At 30.8% G+C, this 16,255-nt stretch carries 16 protein-coding genes; 1 reads left to right on the top strand and 15 read right to left on the bottom strand.

The features are described 5' to 3' along the window. Window positions 1–3: 3 nt before the first annotated feature. Window positions 4–687, bottom strand: coding sequence for a 2-C-methyl-D-erythritol 4-phosphate cytidylyltransferase (gene ispD, locus Q0V67_RS08235; protein WP_297598620.1), 684 nt, complete (start codon window positions 685–687; stop codon window positions 4–6). After that, window positions 663–3,002, bottom strand: a complete 2,340-nt coding sequence (locus Q0V67_RS08230) for an endonuclease MutS2 (RefSeq protein WP_297598618.1) — start codon at window positions 3,000–3,002, stop codon at window positions 663–665. The genes ispD and Q0V67_RS08230 overlap by 25 nt, the downstream gene beginning before the upstream one ends. 156 nt (window positions 3,003–3,158) lie before the next feature. Between Q0V67_RS08230 and rpmB the strand changes: the two genes are divergently transcribed. Then, a complete protein-coding gene (gene rpmB, locus Q0V67_RS08225) occupies window positions 3,159–3,416 on the top strand; it encodes a 50S ribosomal protein L28 (protein ID WP_297598617.1) in 258 nt (85 codons plus the stop codon). A 141-nt stretch (window positions 3,417–3,557) separates the two neighbouring features. On the opposite strand, the gene rpsR is transcribed toward rpmB, so the two are convergent. The 13 genes from rpsR to Q0V67_RS08160 form a co-directional block, all read right to left on the bottom strand. Then, window positions 3,558–3,776 (bottom strand): 30S ribosomal protein S18, encoded by a 219-nt coding sequence (gene rpsR / locus Q0V67_RS08220; protein WP_297598615.1) that lies wholly within the window; start codon window positions 3,774–3,776, stop codon window positions 3,558–3,560. 45 nt (window positions 3,777–3,821) lie between these two features. Continuing rightward, entirely contained in the window at window positions 3,822–4,106 is a 285-nt protein-coding gene (gene rpsF / locus Q0V67_RS08215; protein ID WP_297598613.1) for a 30S ribosomal protein S6, read from the bottom strand. Between the two features lie 115 nt (window positions 4,107–4,221). Further along, a complete protein-coding gene (gene ftsZ / locus Q0V67_RS08210; protein ID WP_297598612.1) occupies window positions 4,222–5,286 on the bottom strand; it encodes a cell division protein FtsZ in 1,065 nt (354 codons plus the stop codon). Between the two features lie 17 nt (window positions 5,287–5,303). Continuing rightward, window positions 5,304–6,611 (bottom strand): cell division protein FtsA, encoded by a 1,308-nt coding sequence (ftsA, locus tag Q0V67_RS08205; RefSeq protein ID WP_297598610.1) that lies wholly within the window; start codon window positions 6,609–6,611, stop codon window positions 5,304–5,306. Further along, entirely contained in the window at window positions 6,601–7,293 is a 693-nt protein-coding gene (locus Q0V67_RS08200) for a cell division protein FtsQ/DivIB (protein WP_297598608.1), read from the bottom strand. Before Q0V67_RS08200 ends, ftsA begins: the two co-directional genes overlap by 11 nt. Window positions 7,294–7,319: 26 nt before the next feature. After that, window positions 7,320–8,186: a D-alanine--D-alanine ligase gene (locus tag Q0V67_RS08195; RefSeq protein WP_297598606.1), complete on the bottom strand. Its 867-nt coding sequence runs from the start codon at window positions 8,184–8,186 to the stop codon at window positions 7,320–7,322. A gap of 8 nt (window positions 8,187–8,194) precedes the next feature. After that, on the bottom strand, window positions 8,195–9,037 hold the full coding sequence (murB, locus tag Q0V67_RS08190) for a UDP-N-acetylmuramate dehydrogenase (RefSeq protein WP_297598604.1): 843 nt from the start codon (window positions 9,035–9,037) through the stop codon (window positions 8,195–8,197). Next, on the bottom strand, window positions 9,024–10,373 hold the full coding sequence (murC, locus tag Q0V67_RS08185) for a UDP-N-acetylmuramate--L-alanine ligase (protein WP_297598602.1): 1,350 nt from the start codon (window positions 10,371–10,373) through the stop codon (window positions 9,024–9,026). The genes murB and murC overlap by 14 nt, the downstream gene beginning before the upstream one ends. Beyond that, window positions 10,373–11,446, bottom strand: a complete 1,074-nt coding sequence (gene murG, locus Q0V67_RS08180; protein ID WP_297598600.1) for an undecaprenyldiphospho-muramoylpentapeptide beta-N-acetylglucosaminyltransferase — start codon at window positions 11,444–11,446, stop codon at window positions 10,373–10,375. The genes murC and murG overlap by 1 nt, the downstream gene beginning before the upstream one ends. An 11-nt stretch (window positions 11,447–11,457) precedes the next feature. Further along, entirely contained in the window at window positions 11,458–12,771 is a 1,314-nt protein-coding gene (gene murD / locus Q0V67_RS08175; protein WP_297598598.1) for a UDP-N-acetylmuramoyl-L-alanine--D-glutamate ligase, read from the bottom strand. Window positions 12,772–12,829: 58 nt separating this feature from the next. Then, a complete protein-coding gene (gene mraY / locus Q0V67_RS08170) occupies window positions 12,830–13,918 on the bottom strand; it encodes a phospho-N-acetylmuramoyl-pentapeptide-transferase (RefSeq protein ID WP_297598596.1) in 1,089 nt (362 codons plus the stop codon). Window positions 13,919–13,930: 12 nt separating this feature from the next. Next, window positions 13,931–15,217 carry a UDP-N-acetylmuramoyl-tripeptide--D-alanyl-D-alanine ligase gene (gene murF / locus Q0V67_RS08165; RefSeq protein ID WP_297598594.1) on the bottom strand — a complete coding sequence of 429 codons (1,287 nt, stop codon included), beginning with the start codon at window positions 15,215–15,217 and terminating at the stop codon, window positions 13,931–13,933. Between the two features lie 68 nt (window positions 15,218–15,285). Further along, entirely contained in the window at window positions 15,286–16,176 is an 891-nt protein-coding gene (locus tag Q0V67_RS08160) for a YegS/Rv2252/BmrU family lipid kinase (RefSeq protein ID WP_297598592.1), read from the bottom strand. Between the last annotated feature and the right edge of the window lie 79 nt (window positions 16,177–16,255).

Here is a 16,255-nt window from a genome sequence, read left to right as displayed (position 1 = left end):
ATTCTAAAGATGTTTTAAATCCTCAACTGTTGTAATTTTTATATTATCATAATCCCCTATTAAAACTCTAACTTTACCGCCTATTCTCTCGACTAATGAAGAGTCATCCGTCCCTAAAAAACCTTCGTTTTTAGCTTTTAAATAGGCTTTTTTCAAAATCTCACCTCTGAATATCTGCGGTGTATGAACAGCTATAAACTCTTCTCTCTTAGGAGTTTCCACTACAAATCCTTCCAAATCTATTTTTTTAATTGTATCTTTTAGTGGAACTCCCACAACCACTCCATCAACCATAGAATCGTTTTTCAAAATCTCCAGAGCATCTGTGAAATAGTTTTCTTTTAAAAAAGGTCTCACGCCATCTTGTACAGCTATTATACTATCATTTGAACAATGTGCCAATGCTTTTTCAATAGAATATTGTCTTTCATTTCCACCAGAAATCACTTTAGAAACTTTATGAATTCCATTTTTAAAACATTCATTCTCTATGTATTTTACAAACTCATCACCAGTAACCACTATTACATCAGCAATTACCTTTATATTTTCAGCTAACTCCAAAACTTTTAGAAATAGAGGCTTCCCATCTATTTCTAAAAATTGCTTTGGATATCCAAGTTTCATTCTTTTTCCAGAACCAGCAGCAGCTACAATAAGAGTTATTTTAGAGTTACAACAGTGCATCCAATTCCTCCCTCGTTATGCCCTCCAGTTCTAAATTCTTTAACATATCTTGAAGTTTTTAGAAATTCTAAAACACCTGTTCTCAAAGCTCCCGTTCCTTTTCCATGAATTACATAGATTTCACGATATCCATTCATAAGTGCTCTATCCATATAAGTTTCTAGCTCATATATAGCTTCATCAACAAGTTTACCTCTTAAATCCACCTCTGACTTCACTCTAGTTTTTGTATGGGTATTTATTGGCTTATACTCTTTTTTCTTAGGTTCAATAACAATTTTTACATCATCCATAGATACTTCTAATTTTAAAATTCCCGCTTGAATATTTAAAGTTTCTTTGTTTAAGTTTATTTTATTTACAATAGCGTACTGGTTGATACTGTTTACAAATACTCTATCCCCTATTTTATATTCAATTTTTCTAATAACTTTAGCTTTAATCTCTACTGTTTCTGCCTTTTCTTCTTGAAGAGTTGTTCTTAGCATATTTAAGCTTTTTTGAACATCTTTCATATCCTCTTTTGTTTTATCCTCTTTTTGAATTCTGTTTACCAGAGCCGCAGCTTTATTTTGCATCTCTCTCATCATTTTATCGGCTTTTTCATAAGCCTCTTTTAAAATCTGATTTTTCTCTTTTTCTAAAACTCTCAATTTTTCTTCATAATCATCTTTATCTTTTTTTACTTTAGTTCGTAACTCTTCAACTTCCGCTTGCATAGTTTCTAGCTCTAAAGATTTATCTTTAATATTTGAAATCATTTTTTCTACTTTTTTATCTTCATCACTTATATAGGATTTTGCTCTTTCAATTATAACTTCTGAAATACCAAGCCTCTTAGCGATTGTTAGAGCATTACTTTCCCCAGGTACCCCTATCAAAAGTCTATATGTTGGTGATAACGTCTCTACATCAAACTCCATAGATGCAGTTTCTATGTCTACCTCATTATAACCATACGCTTTAACCTCACTGTAATGAGTTGTAATCATTGATTTACACTTTTTATCCTTTAAGTAATCAATTACAGCCATTGCAAACGCCGATCCTTCCATAGGATCTGTTCCTGATCCAAGCTCATCTAAAAGTACCAACGAAGCTTTTGTTACTGAATTTAATATCTCCTGAATATTTTTTAAATGAGCAGAAAATGAAGATAGCGATTGCTCGATACTTTGCTCATCTCCTATATCTGCATAAACTCCATTAAAAAATCCAATACTTGTTTTTTCGTCAGCAGGAATTGGAATTCCAGATAGCGCCATAAGAGTCAAAAGACCGGCAGTCTTTAGTGCCACTGTTTTTCCACCAGTATTTGGTCCTGTTATAAGTAACGTATTATAACCTTTTCCTATTTCGAAAGATAACGGTACTACTACATTTGGATTTATAAACGGATGTCTAGCTTTTACCAATGATACCATCTCTTTATTGTTAATTTCCGGCATTGAACATCTTTTTTCTATTCCATATTGTGCCTTTCCATTCAATACGTCCAAATATAAAAGTGCTGATCCTATCTCATTTATCACAGGAGTGTTCAATCTTACTTGATCTGTTAATCTTAACAAAATCTTTCTTATCTCTTCTCTTTCCCTCACTTCTAACTCTCTCATTTTATTGTTTAAAGAAACAATCGAAATAGGCTCTACAAACACCGTAGACCCACTTGAAGATCTATCGTGCTCTATTCCTTTCAGAAGTCCTTTGAAATCCGTTTTAACGGGTATTACACTTCTTCCATCCCTAGTTGTTATTATCTTTTCTTGGATAGCTTTTGAATATGTTGGATTTGTAAATATTTCATCAAACTTTCTCTTTATATTTGCCACTGTATTTTTCTTCTGAATCCTTATCTCTCTCAAATCAAGAGATGCGTCATCTTTTATATTCTTTTCTGGATCGATAGCTTTATTAATAAGATCTTCTATATTTTTTAAAGTTGGAAGGTTCATAAATCTATTTCTCAACTCTTTGTATTTTTCAAGAGTTTCCAATCTTCCTTTAAAAATTCTAAACAATCTAAGATTGATATTTAAAGCCCACAAATCCTCTGTTTCCAGATAAATTCCCATAAGTTGAGCTTTTTTAGTTATTGTCGCAACATCTTTCATTCCATTAGGCTCAAATCCACCATCAAATCTTAAAAAATCCATAAAATCTCTAACTATCTCCAACTCTTTTCTTAAAAAATTGATATCTCTAATTGGTTCTAGTTCTAAAATTTTCTCTTGATTTTCTTCAATTGCCATATACTGTGCTAACTCTTCTCTAAGTTTATTAAATTCTAAAACTTTATAACTATGAATATTCATTATCAATCACCTTTTTCCATGTATTTTTCATATTTATTATATCATATTTAATGTTTTTTATAAACTATCCTAAATAATTTAAAAAATCACTTGAAATTTTCTTTAAGGAATGGTATAATTATTTGCATGTTTATAATGAAAGTGAGGTGTAATATAATGCAAAGATGTGAAATTACTGGAAAAGGAATGACTTTCGGAAATCAAATTTCTCACTCTCATAGAGTAACGGGAAGAGTATGGAAGCCAAACCTACAAACTACTAAGATTGTTATCAACGGTGTTACTGTTAAAGTTAAAGTTTGTACTAAATCTTTAAAGACTTTAAAGAGTGCTAATGAAGTTGAAATTATGCAAATTCTTAAGGCAAATGCAGATACTTTAAGTGCAAGACTTAGAAAAATATTAAGCAAATAATGCCTAATAAAAAAAGACAGCTTATTTAAAAAGCATGTCTTTTTTTTATTTTTGTAAAAGAAAAAAATAACGATTTACTGTATCCACGCTAAAAAATCATAAAAAAAAGAGGCTGAAGAATAATCTTCAACCTCATTAATTTTACTTCTCTACTCTTGTATATGGAATAAGAGCGATATTTCTAGCTCTCTTAATAGCTTTAGCTATCTTTCTTTGTAACTTAGCGTTAGCTCCTGTTACTCTAGAAGGATTGATTCTACCTTTGTCAGATACGAATCTCTTTAGTAAATCAACATTTTTGTAATCGATTTCTTCAGCTTTAACTCTTAATTTAGCTCTTCTTCTTCTGAATTCTGCCATTCTAATAACCTCCTTATTTGAGAATAAACGTCTTCTTTAGTTTAATTAGTCGTTCTTAACTACCATGTATCTCATAACTTCTTCAGTTATGTTAAGCTTTGACTCAACCTCAGTTAACTTAGTACCGTCCATCTCTAAAGTAGTTAGTACGTAGAATCCTGTTTTCTTCTTATCGATTGGATAAGCAAGCTTTCTCTCTCCCCACTTATCAGATTTAAGGATAGTTGCTCCAGCGTTAGTTAATATAGTATTAACTTTAGCTATTACAGTTTCTCTTCCTTCTTCTAATATAGTTGGATTGATTATGAACATTAATTCATACTTTTTCATTTTATTACCTCCTCCCTATGGTTTTAGCCCAAAATACTTAATGATTATGAGCAGGGTATTATTTATAATATCATAAAATAAATAAATTTACAAGTTTTTTTATTCTAACACTTCTCTATTTACTCGCTCTAATCCAAGGTGGTAAATCTAACTCATCTCTAACTTCGGCTGTTTCTTCTACTTTTATAACCTCTACTTTTTTCTCAACATTTATAAAAGATTCTGTTTTTTCTTTTTCATCATCAAAACTATTTGCAATTATTGTAACTTGAATTTTATCCCCATAACTTTCATCAGCTGTAATTCCAAACATTATATCTTCTGCTGTTTTTCCAGCAGCTTCTTTAACTATGTTAGCTATAGCTTGCGCTTCCATAAGTCCTAAATTTGAAGACCCTGCAATATTTATTAAAACTTTGCTTGCTCCCATTATAGATTTTTCTAGAAGTGGTGATGATAGAGCTTTTTCTGTAGCTTTTGTCACTCTGTTTTCACCTTCACCCTCTCCAAATCCTAATACTGCTACACCTGAATTTAACATAGTTGCCTTTATATCTGCAAAGTCTAAGTTTATTAGTCCTCTACCTATCATTAAATCTGCAATTCCTTTTATACCAATTTTTAAAATGTTATTAGCTTCCTTAAAAGCATTTTGAAGAGTTATTGTCTTTTCTGGTAATTCAAATAGTTTATCATTAGGTATTATAACTAAAGAGTCCACATGCTTTTCTAAATTAGTAAGCCCTGATTCTGCATTTGTTTTTCTTTTTCTTCCTTCAAAAGAAAATGGTCTAGTTACGATTCCTATTGTTAAAACTCCCATTTCCTTTGCTATTTTAGCAATTACTGGAGCTGAACCTGTACCTGTTCCTCCACCCATTCCTGCTGTTATAAATAACATATCTGTTTCTTCTAAAAGATTTCTTAGCTTTTCCACATCTTCTTCTGCAGCTTGCTTACCAACCTCTGGATCAGCTCCAGCTCCAAGCCCTCTTGTCAATTTTTCTCCTAATTGAACTCTTATATCTGCCAAAGAGTTATTCAAATCTTGAGCATCTGTATTTGCTGCTATATACTCCACACCAGAGACTCCTGCTGCGATCATGTCATTAAGAGCATTCCCTCCTGCTCCTCCTGCTCCTATTACCTTTATCTTAACTTCACACTCGTTATTAAACATTTTAACACAGCTCCTTATTATATAAAATTAGAAATCCATTTTTTTATTTTATTCAAAGTTTTATCCGATTTAATCTCTTCTTCAAATTCCTCTTCAAAATCCTCTTGTTTAAAAATATTTTCATTTAATGGGATTTGGATATTTTCTTCAAATTCCTCTTCCATTTGAATTTTTTCACTTTCTAACATCTCTATATTTACTTCATCTCTTCTTTTAAACTCTAATTCAAGTTTATTGAGTAAAATTCCTATAGATGTAGACATCGAAGGATTAACATTTTCTAACCCTCTCAACGGAAACGGTGAAACCTTTCTAACAGCGCACTCCATTCTGTTTCCAACCTTGCTAAATATCTCATCTATTGAAACAGCACCGCCTGTAAATGCTAGCCCTTTCCCAAGGTACCCATTAAATCCAGACTCCTCTATAGTTTTAGATATAAAGTTTATTAAATCTCCTGTACGTGCATCGATAATCTCTTTTATTTCTTCTAAATTGTACTCTCCATTAGCTGTCTTCATTTTACCATTTGAGTACTCTTTCTTTCTCATTTTTTCAAGAATCTCTTTAGCTTCTTTTTTAGGTATTTTTAAAAGATAACTTATATCATTCACAAAGTGCATTCCACCAATAGATAATGATTTTGTATATATTATTTTGTCATTTTTATATATGGCTATATCCGTAGCTCCCTCACCAATATCAATTAATGCCACTCCCATCTGTCTATCTTCATACTCCAGAGTCGATTTTGCCGAAGCTGATGCATTTAAAAATATATCCTCAATCTCTAATCCCGCTTTATTTACAACCTCTGCTAAGGATTCTAACTCATCTTTTTTAATAGTGATCAGATGGACATCTCCTTGAATACTTCTCCCTACTTGTCCTATCGGATTTTTTAAAATTCCAGAACTATTTACTCTCACGTTATAAGTTTCTTGTTCAATAACGATTTCATCATCTTTAAGAATATTCTTTTTTACAAGCTCAACTAGGCTGTACATATCTTGAGCTGAAACCTCTTTTTCATCAAAATCAATGCATCCGTGATCGGTTTTAGATATTATTCTATCACTACTTATTCCTAAAGAAACTCTATCAAACTCTCTTCCATTTCTTTGCTCTAACTCTCTTAGCGCTTTTGCTATACTTCCACTTAAAAGTTCTGAATCTTCAACCACAGATCTTTTTATTCCTTCACTTGGAACCTCTAAATAATCCAATACTCTCAATTTAAGACCCTCGGTACTCAACTCTCCCAAAATAAACTTTATCTTTCCATTTCCTATATCTAAAGCTAATTTAGTAATATTATCTTGCATCCTTCCCCTCCTTTTCCTTTATAAGTATATCTTTAAATCTCACATCTATATATTCTATATTCTTTGTTTTTATCATCTCTTTGTACAGATTCATTGTAGTCTTATATCTACTTTTAGACACTTGTGCTTGAGTTTTAACTCTTGTTCCATCTCGTAAAATAATAAAAATCAAATTTTTATTTTCCATATATATCTGTGATATCTCTTCTTTTAAATCTAGCTCTTTTAATTTTTGTATAACTTCTAAAAGTTTTAACTTCTCATCATCCGATTTTATCAAAAGTATTGGCATACTTCTTCTTGGGTACTCTTCTAACATTCCAAAAATTACTCCGTCTTCATCCATGCTGTAAATTCTATTTTTGTATTGTATATAGTAACTGCTCTCTTTTTCTGTGACGTCTATAGTTATTTCATTCAATTTTTGCTTAGAAATTTCTACTTTTTTTATTCTGGCATCTTTAGATATTTTCTCCTCTAAATTTTTCAAATTTAAATCATTTACATTTTTTCCCAAAAGATCAATTTTTATTCTTTCTAAATCCTCTTGTAAATTTTTTGAAACTTCATTTATTTGAACTTTTGATACATTAAAAAAAGATCTATTTTTAAAATCTTTTTCAACTTGAATTGTAATGAAAGTTAATGCCATTATTATAACAATTTTAAATACTTTTTTCAAGAATCTCTCCCTGTTATTTCTTAATTTTATGCCTTTGCAGTTTCAATTATCACTCTTGTCAAATCATCAAATGAATACCCTTTAGAACCTGCTAATTTTGGGGCTAAACTTGTTTCTGTCATCCCTGGGCAAGTATTGACCTCTAAAAAATATGCTTTTCCATCTCTAAGTATAAAGTCACTTCTTGTAACCCCAGTTAAACCAAGCTTTTCATGTATTTTCCTAGCTGCTTCACAAACTTCTTCATATATTTTTTCATCTATCTGAGCTGGGCACTCATATTCAGTTTTTCCAACTGTATATTTAGATTCATAGTCGTACACTCCAGATTTTGGCTTTATTCTTATAACGCCTAATTTTTCACCATTTAAAATTCCCGCAGTTAACTCTTCTCCTTTAACAAACTCCTCTATTAAAGGGTACTTATCCTCTAATGCCTTATATGCATCTAAAGCTTCTTCCTTCGTATTGCAGATATAAATACCAACACTCGAACCCTCTTTTGCTGGTTTTATAACTACTGGATAAGCTTCTATCCCTTCGATTGTTAAATATGTTTTAGGTATTCTAATACCCAAGTCCTTAGCTATAATTTTCGTTAATATCTTATCCATTGCTACTGCACTTCCCGTAACCCCAGAACCTGTATATCTTTTCCCTAACATATCTAGAACTGATTGAACCCTTCCATCTTCACCATATTCTCCATGAAGAGCCAAATATGCTATATCAAATTCATTTTCTATAAATGCCGAAACTAAATTTTCTTTTACTAAATCTATTTTATATGCATCATATCCCTGTCTAAGTAAGCTGTTCAAAACCGCTTGTCCACTCCTTAGCGAAACTTCTCTCTCCGATGTAATTCCACCCATAACTACTGCTACTCTCATTTTCCCTCCTAGTTTTCAACAATTATGATTTCCTCTTCTAATTCAATTCCTGTTTTGCTTTTCACTTCTGATTTTACGGTTTTAATTATTTCAATAATATCAACAAATTTTGCATCCCCTTTATTTACAATGAAATTGGGATGTACCATCGAAACCTCTGCTCCACCTATTTTTTTCCCTTGTAATCCAGCCTCAATTATAAGCCTAGCCGAAAATAACCCTTCTGGATTTTTAAAAGTACTCCCTAAATTTGGTTCATTTAATGGATGATTTTCATTTCTTTTTAATTTATACCTGTCCACAACCTCTTTTAGATATCCTTTATCAAATTTAAACGTTGTACTCACAACTATCCATTTTTTTTCTTTTATTTCAGTTATTCTATACGAAAATTTTATGTTTTCTTTATCTATTTTTCTAAGTATTCCTTTTTCATCTATAACCTCTACCGAAGATATTTTATCAAAGATCTCTGTTCCATGAGCTCCACCATTCATAAAAACTAATCCACCAACGGTCCCAGGAATACCCGCTAAATTTTCTAATCCAGTATAATCTTTTTCTTCCATATAGTCAATAAGTTCACTAAAATCTAGTCCCGATCCAACCTCTACTAATCCTTCACTTTTTTCTTCTATATAATTAATCGGCTTTAAAGAAATGAACGTTGTCTCCAAAACCCCATCATTTATAAGGGTATTTGTTCCATTCCCTAAAATAAAAATATTTTTTTTATCTTTAATAACCTCTAATAATTCATCTTTATTTTCAATCTCTATATATTCTTTTGCCACTCCACCTATCTTCATATTCGAGTGTTCCTTCATAACATGATTTTTATATAATTTCATTTCCAGCTCTCCCTATATTATCCGCTATATTGTGAGCCAATGTAGATATATTTCCTGCTCCCATAAATAAAAATGTCACCGCATTTTTTTCTCCTATAACTCTTTTCTCTATTTCTTCATTTTTTTCTACTATTATACAATGTTTATGCCCTATTTTTTCTTTTAACTTCTCCAATGTAACACCAAACTCATTTTTTTCTCCAGCACTAAACACTGGCATCAATATAACTTCATCCACACCCTCAAAACTTCCAATAAACTCATTTAAAAGAAAATTTACTCGACTGTATCTATGTGGTTGAAATATTGCAACTGTTTTATTTTTTTCAATGGTTTTTGCCCCTTGAATTGTCGCCTTTATTTCTGTTGGATGATGTGCATAGTCATCAATTATTCTTATTTTATTGTTATGCAAAATATCATATCTTCTCTTAGCGCCTTTAAACTGAACTATTTTTTTTGCAATTACTTTCTTGTCTATTCCAAACTTTTTTGCTAAATAAATAACTGGAAGTGCATTTTGAATATTATGATTTCCAGGGATTGAAAGCTCAAAAGTTCCAAATTTCTCCTTATTTATATATACAGTAAATTTAGTTTTTGAATCAACTATCTTTATATTTTTTGCCACTATATCCGCATCATCAGAATAGATACTGTATGTCAAAATATTTTCTCTTCCCGATATCATTCCTAAAACTTCTGAGCAATCCTTACATACCAAAATTTCTTTTGTTGTTTGATCCATAAACTGAGCAAAAGATTTTTTTATATTCTCTAAGCATCCGTGATTTTCTAAATGATCTGCTTCTATATTTGTTATAATCGAAATTTCTGGTGTTAGATGTAAAAATGAGTTATCACTTTCATCAGCTTCAGCTATAAAAATCTCATTTCTTCCACATCTAGCATTAGAACCTATCTCCGGTAGAATTCCTCCTACAACTATTGTTGGATCTATATCTAATAACAGTGACCCTAACATGGAACTTGTTGTTGTTTTCCCGTGTGTTCCAGCAACAGCTATCCCTCTTTCTTTATTCATTAAAAGAGCTAAAAGTTCTCCTCTTTTTATAATCTTTATCCCCAGTTCTTTGGCTCTTACTATCTCTGGATTATCTATTTTTATAGCACTTGATGCCACTACTAAGTCCACACCCTCTACATTTTTCTTATCGTGCTCAGAAAAAACTTTTATTCCTAAATTTTCTAACTCCTCAGTTACGTAATTCCTTGTCAAATCGGCTCCTAAAACTTCATAACCTTTTAGCTTCATAATTTTAGCAAGTCCACTCATTCCTATCCCATTTATCCCTATAAAGTATATTTTTTCCATTAACTCCTCCAAATATCCAAGCATTCAACTATTCTTTCAGCTGCATTGCTCTTTTTTAAATTTTTAGCTCTTCTACTCATTTTATGTAATTCCTCATCATTTTTTATCAATTCCAACGCTTTTTCGATAGCTTCTTCAGATTTACTGTCACTATATACTAATGCGGCCTCATTTTCTACCAATATTTTAGCATTTTGATATTGACCAACTTTTATGGAATTATATGGTATCAATATAGACGGTTTTTCCAATTGAACCAACTCAGATACTGTCAAAGCTCCCGCTCTACAAACAACCAAATCAGCTGCCGCCATTATATTTATCATATTATTAAAATAAGGTTTTATTATATCGCTCACTTTTATTTGTTGATCTTCAAGTTTTTCATTTATCTCGTTAAAATTTTTATCTCCCGTCGCCCAATAGATTCTTATACTTTTATCTTTAAAAATATCTTTAAGATTTTTTACCACTGCCTCATTGAGAGATTTTGCACCCAAACTTCCACCAGTTATAAGCAGGACCTTTTCGTCTTTTCCTATTTTCATTCTATCTCTTTCAACATCTTTATCCATAGTATATATATCTTCTCTCAACGGATTCCCTGTAACTAAAAACTTGTGTTGATCTTTTATAGATATCTCTTCATATGTTGTATCAAACGCTAAAAAACACTTCTTAGCCAATTTATAAAAAATTTTATTTGCCATTCCTAAATCAGCATTCTGTTCTTGTAAATATATCTTTTTTCTCGCAACTACTCCTGCAAAAAGCATTGGAATAGAGATGTAGTTTCCAAATCCTATTATTATGTCTGGATTTTCTTTTTTTAATATTTTAAAAGATTGAAAAAAAGATTTTATATTTAAATATAATTTTTTAAAATTTTGAAATGGGTGAACATCTATACCTATAAATCTATATCCTTCTTCCGGAACAATATCCTTTTCCATTCTCGATGTACTTCCTACAAAAACTACTTCCATACCTCTATCTTTCAACTTCTTCCCTACAGCTAAAGCTGGGTATATATGCCCACCTGTTCCGCCAGTTGTTAGTATTATTTTTTTCATAACAAACTCTCCTATCCAAAATGTGCAATAACTAATTCTTTAAAAATATGTCCCCTCTCTTCAAAGTTTTTAAATTGATCAAAACTTGCTGTTGCTGGAGATAATAGTACTATATTCTCCTCATCTCTTCTCAATCTAAGCTTTAATAATTTCACTACTTTTTCTAACTCTCGTAAATTAAAAATTCTATCTTTTGGATAATTTAAGGCTTTCAAGTCACTCTCTAATTTATCCGCAATCTCTCCTATTAAATATACCTCTTTTACTTTTTCTTTAATTATTTGGGCAAAAGGTCTCAAATCCAATTTTTTGTCCGACCCACCACATATCAATATTGGATTCTGATATGCTTCTATTGCAAATCTAGTTGACTCAATATTCGTTCCTTTTGAATCATTTATAAAAATATTTTTTCCAAAAGAGTAAAAATTTTCCATTCTGTGCTCCAAGGTTTTAGTTGAGTAAAGAAACTCTCTTATAATCTCTGTAGGAACATCTAATAACTTACCTACACAAACTATAAATAACATATTTTCTAAATTATGTTTTCCTTTTAAAGAAACTAAGTTGATATCTAAAACTTTTTCATCTCTGTGCATTAAAAAACCGTCCTCAATCCAAGCGGATTGATTGTGATCATTTTTATCTAACCCCACATAAATTATATTAGTTTTTTCGTCTTTTATTCTTTTCATAGAGTTATTGCAATTAGTATTTACTAAAAAATATTCATTTTCCTTTTGATTGTTCTTAATTTTAAACTTTGTGTTATAATAGTGTTCAATAGTTTCATATCTATTTAAATGATCTGGTGCTAAATTTACTATTAAAGATATATCTGCTTTAAAATCCCTTATATTTTCAAGCTGATAAGAACTTAATTCTAAAACAAAAAAATCTAAATCTCTATTTTCTAAAACTGTTTCACTGAATGAGAATCCTATATTTCCACATACTTTAGATTTATATCCCGCTAAGTTTAAAAGTTCTTGAATTTTTGAAGTAACTGTCGTTTTCCCATTGGTTCCTGTCACGGCAATTATTTTACCTCTGATATTATTTGTAATTTTAAATCTATATCCAAGCTCGATATCATCGATCACTTCTACATTTTTTTCCAATGCTTTTTTTACAAGATCTGTGTACGGAACTCCTGGACTTTTAACAAAGATATCTATTTTTTCATTTTCTAAAATTTGTATCCCCTCTTTTGAAGAGATTCCTATTTTATCATCAATCAACATCACTTCGTATCCCATATTTTTTAATGTTTTCTCTGAACCTCTTCCGCTGATACCAGCTCCAAAAACAATAGCTCTCTTCATAGATAATCCTCCTTATTTTTAAACGACAAAAACCACAGTGGATATCACTGTGGTCTCATTACAATATTCCTCTCATTCTAACTATTCCCAAAGCTATCATTCCCAAGAATAATGCAACTATCCAAAACCTCATCGTCACTTTTGTTTCAGGTAATCCTGCCAATTCAAAATGATGATGTATCGGTGCCATTCGAAAAACTCTTTTCCCTCTCAACTTAAATGATCCTACCTGTAGGATAACCGAAATTGCTTCTAAAACAAATACTCCACCAATTATTGGAAGCAGTAACTCTTGTTTCAAAAGTATTGCAACTACACCTAATATTCCACCCAAAGTTAATGATCCTGTATCCCCCATAAATATTTGAGCCGGGTAAAAATTATACCATAAAAACCCTAATCCAGAACCTATCAACGCCGATAAGAAAACAGTTAATTCACCAACACCTGCTATATAGTGTAAATTCAAATGATTGCTAAACTCTGTATGCCCAGTAAAATATGCTATTATTCCCAGTATTGTTGCCCCTATAACAGCTGGCATAATTGCTAATCCGTCCAATCCATCTGTTATATTTACTGCATTTGAAGTTCCCATCAATACAACAGCTATGAATAGCAACATCAAAAAACTTCCCAAATAGTAATTACTATTTGATATCATTGGATTTACAATAGATAGGTCCAATATTTTATTCCCCGTCAATCCAAATGTTTTTATAAAATACCATGTTCCTAAAGCTATACAACATTGCCCTAATAGCTTCTTTTTTCCCGATAGTCCTTTTTTATTTACTGTAAATTTCTTATAATCATCTATAAATCCAATACTACTGAATAGTAACGTTATAACTATCATTAAAATAATAAATTTATTGCTTAAATCACTCACCAATAAACTTGTTATTAAAGTACCAAAAATTAGTAATAACCCACCCATTGTGGGTGTTCCTTTTTTAGAAAAATGACTCACTGGCCCCTCTTCTCTTATTGATTCTCCAAATTTTTTCTTTTTCAAATATTTTATAAATGGTTTTCCCGTAACTAAAACTACTAAAAATGCCAATATAAATGCTAAAAAACTTCTCAGATATATAGATTTAAATCCTTCTAGTACCGGTGTATATCCTGCCAACAAATAAAGCATCCCTCTACTCCTTTAATCACATATTATTTCTTCTAGCTTCATCCCTCTCGAGCCTTTTAAAAGCACTGCAACTGAACCTAGACTTATTATTTTTTCTTTTATTAATGACTTGCTCTCAAAATATTTTACTTTTGATGATTTAACTATATTTGATGCTTTTTTCATTCGCTCTCCATAAACAAAGACCTCAAAAAAATTGCATTCTAATGCTGTTTTTATTATTTGAACATGATAATCAATCTCATTTTCTCCAAGCTCCAAAGCATCACCTAGTACAACTATTTTTTTTCTGTCTATAGGTAAGGATAAAAATGCTCCTAAAGATGCTTCCATTGATACTGGACTAGCATTGTAAGCGTCATTTATATATAAAACCTCACCTTTCTCTATCTTTTGAAACCTCATCCCTGTTATAGATACATTTAAAAGTGAGTCCCTTATCTCTTCATAACTCATTCCATTTTTTTTCCCCATCGCTATAGCAAATGAAGCGTTTATAGAGTTATATTTTCCATTGAGAGGAACAAAATATTTTTCATCGTTTAATGTGAAATTTCCCCCCTCATAGGTTTCTACAAAATCTTTAATTAAATAATCATTAATTTTATTAAATCCTACCTTAACAGTCTTTAATTTTTCAAAATATGGATCGTCTCCAAAAGTTAAAACATTTTTTTCTTCAATATATCTCAGAAGTTCTGTTTTAGCTAAAAAAACATTATCTCTATTTTTTAAATATTCTAGATGTGAATCCCCTATATTCGTTATGATCCCAAAATTCGGAGCAGCTATCTCAGACAATCTCTCAATTTCACCTAAAGCACTCATTCCCATCTCCAATACTACAATCTCGTCATCATCTTGAAGTTGAAGTATTGTATAGGGTAATCCTATCTGATTGTTATAGTTTCCCAACGTTTTTTTTGTTTTATATTTTTTTGATAAAACTCCAAATACTAAATCTTTTGTTGTTGTTTTTCCTTCACTTCCCGTTATAGCAATAACTTTAAGCCCTAATGCAGCTCTATATAATTTTGCTAAGTTTTGAAGAGTTTCAATACTACTCTCAACTTTTATTACTTTTTCATGCGTTGAAAAGTGTTTTGGATTGTCACTTATAATCCAACTAGCCCCTCTGTTTATAGCTTCCTCTATATAATTATTTCCATTATTTATAGCAATGAAAAGTGTATTTTCACTCACTTTTTTACTATCCATCTGAACATCGTATATATCTATATTTTTTGGTATATTTAAACTTTGAAAATACCTTTTTAAAACCCTAGTAAATGTTTTCAATGTTACATCCCCTTTTTTATTACTTCATTACATTTTACCATTTTTTTGGTACTATTTTCAATTTTTTTTTAGCTGATTCCTAGAACTTTTAGTCCTTTGTGTATACACTCTATCTCAACAGGTAAACTAGGACCTGTCTCTCCATCGATATCTGTAACATAATTATCAACCCCCACTATTTTTAAATATTTCGTTTTAAAATATTTTACAGAATGGAATTTTTTTTCTAAATGTGTTTTTGTTATCAGTGCTGCACTCATCTCCGGAACATCCCCTATAAAATCAGGTTTCAATACTAAAATATCAAAATAGCCATCATCCAAAAGTGCATTATATGCTAAAGGAAGATTTCCTGCACTTCTTCCATTAAATATCAATATTGAAATTACATCCGTTATTGTACTATATTGTTCGCTCTCTAACATTACTTTAAGCTTTTTTACCTTAGTGAACTCTTTTATTCCGTTCAGGACATAGGCTAATTTACCCATTGTTTTGATAAGTGTTCTGTCGGTTGTTTGAGATATCGTTGAAAAAATTCCCAAACTCGCTATATTTATAAAAAAATAGTCATTTATACGCCCCACATCTATACTTTTAGCTTTAGAGTTCAATATTTTTCTACAAGCTTCTCCTATATCTTTTGGCATATCAATCACATTAGCAAAATCATTTGCGGTTCCTGTGGGTAGTATTCCTATTGGAATATCTTTATTATTTTTCTTCAAAAGGTTCACAAAACTATTAACAGTCCCATCTCCTCCTGAAATTAAAAAATGATCGTATAATTCGATATCTTTTAAAATATCCTCTTTTATACAATCCTTTGAAATTCTAAATATATCTATAATATAATCAAACTCTTGATAAATTTTAAAAATTTTATCAAGCTCTTTTATAATTTTACCACTACCTGAAGCAGGATTATATATCAATTTTGCCCTTTTTTGTATTCTCATATAAGAATCCTCCTATTTTTTTGTATAAAAAAAAGATTGGCAACTTCCTATCCTCCCAGAGGGCTGCCCCCCAAGTACT

The organism is uncultured Cetobacterium sp. (assembly GCF_947072685.1).
GTDB lineage: Bacteria > Fusobacteriota > Fusobacteriia > Fusobacteriales > Fusobacteriaceae > Cetobacterium_A.
This window is presented reverse-complemented; position numbering and strand designations above follow the sequence as displayed.